Genomic DNA, 12,329 nt, shown 5'->3' on the forward strand with positions numbered 1-12,329 from the left:
ACATGAGTGCGAACGAAGGCGTCGTCCTCAAAACCCACCCATAACCATTTTTGAGCAAAGACGAATTACGGGTGTATAAGTTCTCTTGCCTACATTTCAGGATACTGACGGCTGTCACCTGATACTACAAAGAAAAGCGTCGCAGCGGTAGCGTACAAGTAAATTCTAAATTAAGGATTCGATCATTTTTTTACAAAAAATATCCTTTTTATAATAAATATACGTGTCAAAAATGGGGTTTTTTACTTACGTATATGCCTATAAATGCGGTATGATAGGTACTTGCTTTGAGAATTGAAAAACAATCAGTTAGTCAGGCCGTTATATACTCAAATCTCTTTCACGTTTGGCGGAATGTGTTTAGAGATCGAGTAGCTACTCTGCTCCCGTTTGTCGACGGACAACGGGAGCTTTTGCTTTTGGTACTACATTTTTAATAAATACGATGAATGACTTGAAAAAGTCATTAGTAACTGAAGTAACAACTCCTGAAATCCTGCTTGTAGATGCGAGCAGGATTTCTTTTTATGTGGACTGAATCAGGATAACGGGCTGTATTAAAAAAGAGTAGGAATAAACGTTTGACTAATGTATTGAATTCTTTTGCTGCCCATAGCGGTGACAAAATGCCGGGGTTACGGGTTGTTTAACCCCAGAAATAATCCTTGAATAATCAAGTTTATGGACCGAAAGAGTTTAAAAAATAACCAGTATCTTTGCTAGTGCTCTATTGATATGCGTTTATTCCACCACCTATGAATACAGATACAACCCCGCGTAATTTTAAGAAGGCTAAACTATTGGTTGTTGAAGATAACGCGGATCATTGGTATGTAATTGAGTCAGTGTTGAAACAGCAATTGCCGGAAGTAGAAGTCATTTGGATGTCGGATGCTGCAAAAACCATGACGTATCTCAATGATTGTAAGTCCAAACTTCACATTTTGCCTAAAGTCATTTTGCTGGATTTGTATCTGCCCAGTTCGCAGGAAGGTTTGAATCTACTTCAGGCGATCAAGTCGAAAAACTCTTCCTTTCACCATATTCCAACCATTGTACTAAGCCATTCCAGTGATGCAACGGACATTAGCCGCTGTTACGAAACGGGCAGTAGTTCGTACATAATAAAACCCACGCTGATCCAGCAGTGGGTTGATTATTTCAAGGAATTCCGGCGGTACTGGTGGAACATCGTGTCCTTGCCTGATCCGCAGTACCAATAAGTAATCAGCTGATTTACAGACCTGAAAATTTATACCGACTGTCATACGCCAGTCCCAGACCTACGCTCGAAAGCTTGTTTTCATCCGCCAGTGAAGCTTTCGGAAAAAGACGACGAAATTCCGATTGAATCAGCGGAACTTCCGTTGAACCACCCGTCAGAATAACCAGATCAATCGCTTCGGCCGAAACGCCCGCTGCCTGAAGACAGGCCGTTGCCGCTCGGGAAATCTTCTCCATTTCTTCCGTAATGGCCGTTTCAAACTGAGACCGCTGAATAGGAATACTGAAATCCTTTTCCAGAAAATCAAAAGGCATTTCGTGCTCAATCGAAGACGTCAGAGCAATCTTCGCCTGCTCGGCCGCAGCCAGTAAGGTGTGCCCCGATTCCTGTTCGAGTACTTTCAGTAACCGCTGGTAACGCCTGGGATCCTGGGATTGCCCCAGAATTTGCCGGGTTTGCATGAGCATTTTCGGCGTATACAAAAAGTTTACCTTACTCCATTCCGCCAGATCGTGAAAGGGTTTGAGGGGTACATCGAGTTTCTTCTCTCCAAACGTGGTTTTGTATCCCAGTTCGGGCATAATCTCGCTTAGACTCAGATCTTTATCGAAGTCATTGCCCCCCACCCGTACGCCCGTATTGGCCAGAATATCCGAGGTGCGATCGGCTTTCGTACGGTTTTCCGGAGACAGCCGAATGACCGTAAAATCAGAGGTACCACCCCCCAAATCCACTACCAGGGCCAACTTCTCTTCTGTCAAATTCACTTCGTGAGCAAAGGCGGCGGCGATGGGTTCGTACTGAAATTCAATATGTTTGAAACCAATGCGTTCGGCGATGGCATATAATTCTCGCTGGGCCTGAGCATCGCCCGCGGGATCATTATCAATGAAATGAACGGGTCGCCCGAGTACTACATGCTCAATGGACTGACCCGCATTTGCTTCGGCTTTGTCTTTCAGTTGTTGTAAAAAAGTAGCGATGATGGTGCTAAAATTCATCAAAGTACCATTCACAAACGTACCCTGCTTCATGATGGACGTACCCAGCACCCGCTTGAGGCTTCGCATAAAACGGCCTTCTTCCCGATCCAGAAATAATTGAACGGCTTTGCGACCATAATACGTATGACGGTCATTGCGGCGGTAGAATAAAGCACTCGGAATGGTAACTGATTCATTTTCAACGGGAACCAGGTGGATCGCACCCGCGTGGGCTAGGGCAATGCTGGAGTTGGACGTACCAAAGTCAATGCCGCAGGAAATTTGGGTCATAGATAAAAGAATCTCAATACTAGAAAGAATGGCCTGGATAAGAAAATGCCAGAATGTAATCTACTAAATTACTGACGGAAAAGTTCAGGTCAAAGAAAAGAAATGAAAGAGCAATCGATAAAAGGAGATGGGAATGGAAGGGCATCTAACAAAAAATCCCGGTGACAAGCCGGGATTTTCTGTTAGTATAAAAAGGATCCTAATCCATAAACTTGATGGTCGAAACCGTCATCAGGGGTTGGATAGGTTTGGCTGTATCATTCTTGAAAACAAAGTACAAATCGTGTTGACCTTCCGTACTTTTCAGTTTCACGCGAACGGGGGGGCGGTAGAAGGGATCCCGTTTGGCAGGAACCTTACTGCCGGTCTTCGTCGTATCACCGGATTCGAGTTGGGCCATCACTTTTTCTACATCCACGGGGGGGGCCAGCGTTACTTTGGTTTCACCCAGCAGGGGTCCGGTTGGTGAATCCAGGTGCACTTCAATGGTACCACCCACATTCCCTTCACGATCCTGAACAGTCGCACCCATTTCCAATTGTTTCACGCCCGTCAGGTCAATGTTCTTGAAACCAATGAGTGCGTTGGCATAGGGGATTACGTTAGTACCCTTGCCCATGCCGCGTACTTTCAGGTCAGCACCCTGTACCACGGCCGCTTCGGAGGCATACATTTGCGGACTGTGCAGCACGATGAGTTGTTCGGACGTCAGCATCGGGATGGTCTTTGCATTGATTGTATTACCACGGTCGGTATACGCTACGCGAACCAGCACGGAACCCCGGCCGTTATCATCCTTCGGAATTTCCGGGGTGTACTTGCCTTTGGTCGGTAGGGTGCTGTAGGTTTTAGTCGTGACATTGAGAATGTAATTGACAATCACATTCGCGTCCGCTACTGACATAGCCGGGTGACCGGGCATAGCTACTTCACCCCAAACGCCAACACCACCGTTCCGAATTTTCTGCACCAGACGGTCTTTCACTTTTTCATCACCTTTGTACTTGTTGGCAATGTCCGTAAAGCTCGGACCTACTGATTTCGTACTCACCTGATGGCAGACCTTACAGTCACTCTGACTGATCAGTGTCTGAGCAACCGCGTACTGGGTCGAAGCGTCCACACTCCGCTGACCCTGAATCACTTCCGCGTAATCAAACCCCTCTGACGTATAATCCATACTGAGTGCAACCCGGGCCGGCGTGATTTTCCCATCCGCCAGACTGCCATCTTCCTTATCCTGTACAGTTACCTCGTACTGAATTGGCTGATTCGGAAAGAAGAAGGTTTTGTTACTCATCAGGTTAATGGCGACTGCGGGAGGTTCATTGCCGGCCGTAATTTTCACCGACTGACTATTCGACGCTCCCTTGGCATCCGTCACGGTAAGGGTTGCCGTGTACACACCCGCTTTGTCAAGCGTCAAAGCGGGGTTAGCTGTTGTGAACACTTTAGGCGTACCACCCGCCGAACTTACCTTCCATTGATATTTCAGAGCGTCACCGTCGTAGTCTTTGGTACCATCGGCCGAGAGGGTCAGCTTCAGCGGAACGGTTCCTCCTTTGGTACTGGCCGATGCCTGCACGATAGGTTTGCGGTTTCCACTGTTATACTCGATGCGAACCAGCCGGGCGTTGTCACTTTTGCGAAACCAGTTGCTCCCGTACTCCAGCACGTACATATCACCCTCGGGACCAAACTTCATATCAATCGGTTCAACCGGATGGTAGCTGGGTAGTACCCGTTCCATCGACTGATAATCACCCTGTTCATTCATGGTGATGGCCATAATCCAACCCCGGGAAAAATCAGTAACAATCCACTTGCCTTCGTAATACGCGGGCCAGGGACGTTTCGCTCCCTTGAAGTCGGACTGATGATAGACTGGTCCGCCGGTCGCACTTCGCGAACCCGTACCCACGAGTGGGAAGGTTTCCGAAACGCCGTAGGGATAATAAATGAAGTTCGGAGCTACCGCAGGTAATTCTTTCAAACCCGTATTATTCGGCGAATTGTTCACCAGCCGTTGCGGGTCTTTCTTCGCCAGCGGTTTATTGTTTTCATAATCGTAAACCGGGAATGCCTGATCGTTTCCGACAAACCAGGGCCAGCCAAAGTTACCGGGCTTACGAGCCTGGTTTAATTCGTCATAACCGCGTGGGCCAATTTCCGAGTCCTCCGTAGCATCCGGACCTACCTCTCCCCAGTACACGTAACCCGTTTTGCTATCCACCGAAATTCGCCAGGGGTTGCGGTGGCCCATCGAATAAATTTCCGGACGGGTTTGGGCGGTACCTTTGGGAAACAAGTTTCCGGCAGGAATGGTATACGTGCCGTTCGCTTCCGGGTGAATGCGAAGAATTTTTCCGCGGAGGTCATTCGTATTTCCGGCGTGTCCCTGATCGTCCCAACTACTGCGACCGGGGCGTTCATCGGTTTGAGCCGCTTTCTGGTTTCCGGTATTATTACCGACGGTAAGGAAGAGGTTACCCGCTTTGTCCCAGGTCATACCTCCACCCGTGTGGCAGCATACTTCCCGTTGCGTCGGTACTTCGAGCAGTACTTTTTCGGAGTTTTCCTGCAAGTCATCTTCGCCCACTTTCCAGCGAGTCAGCAGGTGTTTGTGCTCAGTGGGGTGGGCGTAGTACAGATAGATCCAGTGGTTTTGAGCGAAGTTAGGATCCACGGTCATGCCCATCAGTCCTTCTTCGGCTTCGGTAACTTTCCCTTCCTTACTGGTGTACTTGGTGTTAACCGGAATCGTCGCGAGTAGATCTACCGATTTAGTTTTAGGGTTGTAGCGTTTCAGTCCACCTTTCCGTTCAATAATGAAAACGGTTCCATCTTTCATGACTTCAAACGTCATGGGTTCATCCAGATCTTCCACGACGGTTACGGGGGTGAACCGGCTTTCGTCGGGTTTGTCCTGAACGTGCGTGTCCCTGGAAATAAACGAAGCCAGGCCCGCTGCCAGAGCGAGTTGGGCAACCAGTGTAACCCGTCTATACGTACGGATTCGTTTCATAGATTTTGTCAGTTAAAATGCTGTTTAGAGTTAACAAATACTAGACTTGCGATCGGACGTTAATCGCTATTGAAAATGAATAGATAAGTAGTTTCGGAATAGAAAATTAGCTCTTTTTCGATCTACTTTTAATCAATAATGAAGCAAAGATTGACCCGTATCAAACTATTGTATCAATTCGATACAATAATGCAGGTTGCGATTTTTGTTTCCAATTATTTTAATGTATTCTTGGAAAAATTGTAGAAAATAAAGTTGGTATTGGAAGCACCATGAAGTTTGGCGAAAACTGTATTCCTCAAGTATCCATCGATTGCGTCGTTTTTGGTTTTCACGCTCATCAGTTGAAAGTCTTATTACTACGGGTTCGGAGTATGGAGTACTACGCACTGCCCGGAGGTTTTGTTGGGCAGGAAGAAGCTTTGGACGAAGCAGCCCAGCGTGTTTTGCAGGAGCGTACGGGACTAACCGAATTGTACCTCGAACAATTTTACACCTTCGGCCAACGCAATCGAGGTGAAATAGAGATGCAGCAAAAACTGGCTGAAGTGAATCAACTCAGTTCGGCAGAGTGGCTACAGAAGCGATTTATTTCAGTAGGCTATTACGCTCTGGTTGATTTTTCACTAGTGAAGGCAACACCCGATGCATTATCGGATAGCTGCGATTGGTACGACATCAATCAGTTACCCATGTTGATGATGGATCACCATCAAATGATTCAGAAAGCGTTAGATACTTTACGCATTATGCTCGAATATAAACCTATTGCTTTTAATCTATTACCGGAAAGTTTTACAATTGCTGAATTACAGCGGGTTTACGAAACCATTTTAGGAAAGGAACTGATTCGTACCAATTTTCAACGCAAGATCCTGAGTCTGGAAATACTGGAGCGTATTGAAAAAAATATACGGGAGGGGCTCACAAAGCCCCGTATGTATACCGATTTAAATCCACAAAAAAACCGCATGAATCGTAGGCGATCCATGCGGTTTTTCTTTGACTGGAAAGTTACTTTTTAAGGGTAATCATAATCACGCCGTTCTTCGCTTTTTCCCCGTACTTTTCTACACCCTTGGCGTCTTTCAAAACATTGATGCTTTCAATTTTATCGGGACTGATCTTTTCAACGGATTGCTGATCCATTTCTTTTCCATCAACCAGATACAAAGCGGTGGGAAGTTCTGCTTTTTTCCCAGCTTTCGTACGAACGATTAAGATTCCATTCTCTGCCTTTGTCTTTCCTAATTTTTCGAGTAATTGAATAGGCTCTTTACCGGATTTGAAAACTTCAATAGAAGTGATATCGTCTGGAGATATCTTTTTTTCCAATTGTTCCGCGGTCCACTCTTTTCCATCCACAATAATTAATGGTGTATTCTTTCCAGTCAACTGGATCCGATTGGTGGCATTCGCGGATAAACGACTGTCACCGTTTAACCGGATTTCCTTACCGGCACTGATCGGAGCAATGTCCGAACGCTTACTGCACGCACTCATCAGTAGGATACCAGCTACTACTAATATCGGAGAAATTCGCTGTAATGTATTCATAGCAAAAAGTAAGGGTTTGAAAATGATTTAAAAGTTTGATTCCGAAATTTAAGGAGTAATTCCGAAATTTTCGGAATTGCGGTAATTTTTTTATTGCTGGAAAAAAAGGACGGATGCACCGTCGTAGAGTTGCAGGTTTACCCTGACTAATTAGTTTGAAAAATAGGGTTACGTAACAAGGGTAAAAATTCACTGGAAAGCCTGGGGTAGGAGCGTATCGGTCGATGAAAAGGCTGGAAAAGTAATCTGTATCACTGATCCTGAAATTGGACAAAACAAAGATTAGCTGTACAATAGTTAGACTAAGTTCTTCAAACAAGGGTATTCGTGAGGCAATAAAGGCTTACATTAAATCCGATGAGAAACCTTTATGTCTTTTGTTATAGATAGGCAAGGGAAAGTTATAAAATGAGAATACCGCGAGAATCGTTTATACGGACCAAATCCCGGGTAGAAATGCTCTATCGAAATCTCAGCGACATGGTTTGATTGAGGTTTGGGTCTTGAGATCCACTGGTTCGTGGGAGGTATGAAAAAGGTATCGCGTCTTAGTCTGGTTGAGCCGGATCTAAAGCGTCATCGTGTGCGTGCACTTTAAAAAGGGTAACTGGGTTCGGCGAATATAGAGCTTTGAGTTTGACTATCTCCCTGGAAGCGTACGGGTACGGAGGTATTACTCTGAATTGTGGGCAGGGCCAGGGATAATCCTCCATCAAATCCCTTCGGCGTTGGGGTGCTCGACTGAACAGAGCAGGACGACGGATGCCAATTGCCAAAGATGTATCTACTAGAGAGTGTAGTTTCTAATGGGCCTGTTCCATAGTACTGGTTTAAATGAGAAAGGCAGGTCGGAACCTGCTCGCCGATGGGTACAGGTTAAGAAGCTTTCTACTGTGCGGGAAGACCGCTTTTGCTTGCCTTGTATTCACTAAATTTCATGCGGACCTAGGATGCTCCCCGGGGGTGAGTACTCTGGTAGGAAGAGGTTCGGTTGAAGAGACCGACTGGTGCAGGTTTCCAAATCTGCACCAGTCCCAATTAGAAGGCAGATGCTTATCTGCCGCCTCTCCGGCTTGATGTCAGTAGCTATGTATTCCATTCCCAAGACCCCTATCCTGGAAACGCTTAACGCAATAGGGTATTGATTCGTTATTGAATAATCAATAATTATGGTATACTACAAATATTTAATAATGAATGAATATGCAAAAACTATGGTATATAAATTATTTTGAATACTGCAAGGTGACTTGGTGGAAGCGTTTGGTAAACCGATCGACGGCATTCCAGCAGGCAGCAGTGGAGCGTTGATTGACCGCAGACTGTGTAATGCCCAGCATACCTGATATAGTGACTTCCGTATGCCCTAGTAACTTTAAATACATAATGTCAGCCTGTGGTCCTGTCCAGCGGCTGACGATGGTTTCAAGCAGTACCAGACCGGTATTCAACTCGTCGTCGAAAGCCTTCCAGGGCGATTTTACTTCCACGCGATTGGGATGTTTTTTCATACCCGTTATAAGTTGCTCCGAAGCCTGGAAAGCCTCACCGTCGGATTCGCCAACGTTCGGGGAGCGGTAGGTGATGGTACCCATACCTATGGAAATGCGGGCATCGAGTGATTGGCCCGAGTAGAAGTCACTCTTCAGATACGCCCGAATCAACATGGCTACGCGTAAGGACTCGGCGGGGGTATCGACAATCCCCAGAAAGCGATCGCCACGAAAGACTTCAAAGGGTAACTTTAAGTTTAATGGATTCTTTCCACCCAGGCGATGAAAGAGATCCTCCAGGTTTTTCTGAAGCTTTTTACGTTCGGGAATTTTCAAGGTTGTAGAATCAATCACCTCACCTGATAATACAGCAGCTATCTTCATTGATCGTTATTTTCCCTCAAATATAAGATAATAAGCTTATTAATGAAAATTATTAGTATTTAAACTAATAAAATCAAAATATTAGATTTAATACTAATAATATGCCAATTGAAGATGAGAAGATGAATAGTGATCTCCAATCTTATTTATGACGTATAGAGGACCGTTGCAAAGAAATCCCCATCCATAGACACTTCTCTACAGGTACGATTTTCTTTGCCTACGAGCTGTCAAACAAACCTATGATTGTCATGAAAACCACAAAAAAAAACAATGTAGCCTCGGTTTCTGAACAAGATTCTCCTGCTTTAAAAGAACTTTTCGTTGATGGCTTAAAAGATATTTACTGGGCCGAAAAGCACCTGGCGAAAGCCTTAACCAAACTTGCGAAAGCAGCCACGTCTTCTGATTTGAAAACGGCCTTTGAAACCCACAAACAAGAAACCGAAGTACACGTGGAACGGCTGGAGAAAGTATTTTCCATGATCGAGGTAAAAGCAGTAGCCAAGAAATGTGAAGCCATGGAAGGGCTCATCAAGGAAAGCGAAACCATTACCGAAGAAACTGAAAAAGGTACGATGGTTCGTGATTGTGGCCTGATCATGGCAGCTCAGAAAGTAGAGCACTACGAAATTGCGAGCTACGGCAGTCTGCGTACGCTGGCCGAAAAATTAGGTTACCCTGAAGTAGCGGATCTGCTCCAGACGACTCTCAATGAAGAGGGAGAGACCGATAAAAAGCTGACCGTTATTGCCGAAGAGTACGTGAACGAACAAGCTGCGACTGAAGCGTAATAGTAAATTATTTTTAATACAATATATATTGTATATACAAAAAGCGGTATCCTCCAAGGTATCGCTTTTTCGTTTACTTTTGTCCCACACGAACAGCGTTATCTACTTCCATGAAAAAGGTTATTCTATGGTGCTCGCTTCTGGCGGCGGCCGTAAGTTTAAGTCATTGCGGCGTTAACAAGCAAATTGCCGAGGCCAAAGCCCTGGGGAATTGCCGATACGACATCGTTTCTGCCGACAGCATTTTCCTGGCCGGCATTCCGGTCCGCGAGCTGAAAAGCTTTGAAGCTTTAAACCCCTTAAAATACCCGCAATTAAGTGCGGCATTGCTTCGCCAGAATGTACCCCTGGATGCTCGGGTCAATCTGGATATTCGGAATCCTTCGGGAAAACTGGCGGGTATCAATCAGCTTGAGTACAAAGTTCTGTTGACTGGGCAGGAACTGGCCACGGGTTATATCAACCAGCGGATTGCGGTAGCTCCGGGCGGTCGTACGACGATTCCCATTCACGTATCGGCTAATGCTTTTCAGTTATTGTCAGACGCCAAGACGCGGGACTCGTTCATTCAGTTCGTGCAGAACCTGGCGGGTAACAAGTCAAGCCAGCCCAGTAAACTAACCATTCGAATCAAACCTACGCTGTCCTTGGGTAACAAGCAGGTGAACTATCCCGGTTACATAACCATCGACCAGGAAGTAACGAATAAAATTCTGGTAGGCCGCTGATCGGTCTGATCATCCAGCTAACGAAAGGGTAGAGCCAGGCTCTGCCCTTTTGTGTATCTATTAAAGCGAAGCAACGTGACCATGAATCGTAGGTTTTAGAAAGCTTTCAAAACTTTCTGCAAGAGACAATGCCCCAGGAGAACTGGCAGAAAGTTGATGAAGTGATCTATGAAAATCAAACCCGCCGACTAGCCGTAGCCTTACGGACAGAAGCAGATCCAATTGTACTTTTACAAGATTCTGAAGGGTACGAAACCCGCGGCTGGCAGTTGGTTCAGCTCTGGGAAGACGTGTGGGTGACGCAACGAACCCTGGTTGAAAGTCGCCTGAAATCTTTAGTCAGTATTTCACAACGCATTCCCGCCCGACTGACGCTTATTCAGCCCTTAACACCCGCTTTTTTTCAGGAATTTTTATCCCAGAATCATTTGCAAATTCCAGTGAAATGTGCGTTTCGATACGGCTTATTTTTGAAGGAAATGCATCAGAACGAACCGTTTTTAAACGATCCTACGATTGTTAACGATTGTGTAGCCGTAGCCGGATTTGGTCCCGTACGGCCCATGCCAAGTCGGGGTGATGACTATTATTCGGGCGAATTAATTCGCTTTGCCAATGTGCGAAATCATACGGTAGTAGGGGGGCTGGATAAACTACTGAAAGCCTTTTTGAAGGAACATCCCATGCAGGATCTGATGACTTACGCGGACCGTGACTGGTCGACGGGGAAAAGCTACGAACGACTGGGATTTGAACGCGTCAGTACCACGCCGCCGCAGGAACTCTGGCTCGATCCTAACACGTTTCTACGCCACTATCCGCACCGAGTCAAAGACGAAAAACCCAGTCACTGGCGTTCGATTTTTAATACGGGAAATTACAAATACATCAAAAAACTCTAGCCGTCGTTTCGACGCATGGAATGGTTTGTATGCATACACCAATTGTAGTGCTAGGCCCTACGGCCTCTGGTAAAACCAGATTGGCCGTAGCCTTAGCCACGGAATTTGAAGGAGAAATTATTAGCGTTGATTCAAGGCAGGTATACCGAACTATGGACATTGGAACGGGAAAAGATCTGTCTGAGTACGGCACGATTCCCTATCATCTGATTGATATTATTGAGGCCGGTAAGGCGTATAATCTGTACGAATTTCAGAAGGATTTTAAAGTAGTATACGACGAAATGCAGAGCCGTAATAAACGACCCATCTTGTGCGGAGGTACGGGGTTGTATCTGGAAGCGGTTCTGAAAAACCACGCGTTTACCGCCATTCCTAATAACCCGGAATTGCGAGAGCAGTTAAGTACGAAAAGCGATGAAGCCCTGCGTGAACACTTTCAGCAACTCGATTCGCCGTATCACGCCGTAGCTGATTTGTCGACGCGTAAACGTACCCTGCGAGCCATTGAAATTGCGACGTACCTGCAGCAATTTCCCTTCGCTATTTCCATAGAAAAACCCGCGTTGAATCCGCTGGTACTGGGTCTAAATCCGCCGGTTGAAATTCGGCGGGAGCGAATTACCAAACGCTTACACGAGCGTTTGCAAAACGGCATGATTGAAGAAGTACAGGGCTTACTGGATCAGGGAATCGCGGCGGACCAGTTAATTTACTACGGTCTGGAATATAAATTCATTACGGAATACTTGTCCGGCGTCTGGGCCTATGAAACCATGGTCGAACGACTCAATGTAGCGATTCACCAATATGCTAAACGGCAAATGACCTTCTTTCGGAAAATGGAACGCGATGGCTTACGCATTCATTGGCTAACGGGCTCTTTTGAAGAACAGTTACTACAGGCCCGGCAGTGGGTGGAAGAAAAAAAGAATTGGATCGATTAA

At 45.9% G+C, this 12,329-nt stretch carries 10 protein-coding genes; 6 read left to right on the plus strand and 4 right to left on the minus strand.

The window, feature by feature from the left end; translation table 11 throughout:
* Nucleotides 1-755 precede the first annotated feature (755 nt).
* Nucleotides 756-1,223 carry a response regulator gene (locus BWI93_RS08805; protein WP_094810315.1) on the plus strand — a complete coding sequence of 156 codons (468 nt, stop codon included), beginning with the start codon at nt 756-758 and terminating at the stop codon, nt 1,221-1,223.
* 13 nt (nt 1,224-1,236) lie between these two features.
* Here BWI93_RS08805 and BWI93_RS08810 read toward each other — a convergent pair whose 3' ends face one another.
* A complete protein-coding gene (locus BWI93_RS08810; RefSeq protein ID WP_094810317.1) occupies nt 1,237-2,499 on the minus strand; it encodes an Hsp70 family protein in 1,263 nt (420 codons plus the stop codon).
* 199 nt (nt 2,500-2,698) lie between these two features.
* Complete coding sequence (locus BWI93_RS08815) at nt 2,699-5,524, minus strand: PQQ-dependent sugar dehydrogenase (RefSeq protein ID WP_094810319.1); 2,826 nt, start codon at nt 5,522-5,524, stop codon at nt 2,699-2,701.
* Between the two features lie 272 nt (nt 5,525-5,796).
* Between BWI93_RS08815 and BWI93_RS08820 the strand changes: the two genes are divergently transcribed.
* Nucleotides 5,797-6,549 (plus strand): NUDIX domain-containing protein, encoded by a 753-nt coding sequence (locus BWI93_RS08820; protein WP_369679127.1) that lies wholly within the window; start codon nt 5,797-5,799, stop codon nt 6,547-6,549.
* On the opposite strand, the gene BWI93_RS08825 is transcribed toward BWI93_RS08820, so the two are convergent.
* Complete coding sequence (locus tag BWI93_RS08825) at nt 6,539-7,081, minus strand: TonB-dependent receptor plug domain-containing protein (protein WP_141217400.1); 543 nt, start codon at nt 7,079-7,081, stop codon at nt 6,539-6,541. The genes BWI93_RS08820 and BWI93_RS08825 overlap by 11 nt on opposite strands.
* Nucleotides 7,082-8,307: 1,226 nt before the next feature.
* Entirely contained in the window at nt 8,308-8,910 is a 603-nt protein-coding gene (locus BWI93_RS08830) for a hypothetical protein (RefSeq protein WP_141217401.1), read from the minus strand.
* Nucleotides 8,911-9,209: 299 nt separating this feature from the next.
* Here BWI93_RS08830 and BWI93_RS08835 point away from each other — a divergent pair, with 299 nt between their 5' ends.
* The 4 genes from BWI93_RS08835 to miaA all read left to right on the plus strand — a co-directional run bounded on the left by BWI93_RS08835 (nt 9,210) and on the right by miaA (nt 12,329).
* Nucleotides 9,210-9,752 carry a ferritin-like domain-containing protein gene (locus BWI93_RS08835; protein WP_094810426.1) on the plus strand — a complete coding sequence of 181 codons (543 nt, stop codon included), beginning with the start codon at nt 9,210-9,212 and terminating at the stop codon, nt 9,750-9,752.
* Nucleotides 9,753-9,862: 110 nt separating this feature from the next.
* Entirely contained in the window at nt 9,863-10,480 is a 618-nt protein-coding gene (locus BWI93_RS08840) for an LEA type 2 family protein (RefSeq protein WP_094810323.1), read from the plus strand.
* Between the two features lie 128 nt (nt 10,481-10,608).
* The gene (locus tag BWI93_RS08845; RefSeq protein WP_094810325.1) at nt 10,609-11,382 is read left to right on the plus strand and encodes a hypothetical protein; all 774 of its coding nucleotides are present in this window, start codon (nt 10,609-10,611) and stop codon (nt 11,380-11,382) included.
* A gap of 29 nt (nt 11,383-11,411) precedes the next feature.
* Complete coding sequence (gene miaA, locus BWI93_RS08850; protein WP_094810327.1) at nt 11,412-12,329, plus strand: tRNA (adenosine(37)-N6)-dimethylallyltransferase MiaA; 918 nt, start codon at nt 11,412-11,414, stop codon at nt 12,327-12,329.

Origin of the sequence: Siphonobacter sp. BAB-5385, from assembly GCF_002261125.1 — a bacterium.
In the GTDB taxonomy this organism is placed as follows: domain Bacteria; phylum Bacteroidota; class Bacteroidia; order Cytophagales; family Spirosomataceae; genus Siphonobacter.

Excerpts from the sequence above, each read along its gene's own strand:
- BWI93_RS08840 (WP_094810323.1), top strand. The coding sequence starts at position 9,863 with ATGAAAAAGGTTATTCTATGGTGCTCGCTTCTGGCGGCGGCCGTAAGT.
- BWI93_RS08820 (WP_369679127.1), top strand. The coding sequence starts at position 5,797 with ATGAAGTTTGGCGAAAACTGTATTCCTCAAGTATCCATCGATTGCGTC.
- BWI93_RS08810 (WP_094810317.1), bottom strand. The coding sequence starts at position 2,499 with ATGACCCAAATTTCCTGCGGCATTGACTTTGGTACGTCCAACTCCAGC.
- BWI93_RS08805 (WP_094810315.1), top strand. The coding sequence starts at position 756 with ATGAATACAGATACAACCCCGCGTAATTTTAAGAAGGCTAAACTATTG.
- BWI93_RS08835 (WP_094810426.1), top strand. The coding sequence starts at position 9,210 with ATGAAAACCACAAAAAAAAACAATGTAGCCTCGGTTTCTGAACAAGAT.
- BWI93_RS08815 (WP_094810319.1), bottom strand. The coding sequence starts at position 5,524 with ATGAAACGAATCCGTACGTATAGACGGGTTACACTGGTTGCCCAACTC.
- miaA (WP_094810327.1), top strand. The coding sequence starts at position 11,412 with ATGCATACACCAATTGTAGTGCTAGGCCCTACGGCCTCTGGTAAAACC.
- BWI93_RS08825 (WP_141217400.1), bottom strand. The coding sequence starts at position 7,081 with ATGAATACATTACAGCGAATTTCTCCGATATTAGTAGTAGCTGGTATC.
- BWI93_RS08845 (WP_094810325.1), top strand. The coding sequence starts at position 10,609 with ATGCCCCAGGAGAACTGGCAGAAAGTTGATGAAGTGATCTATGAAAAT.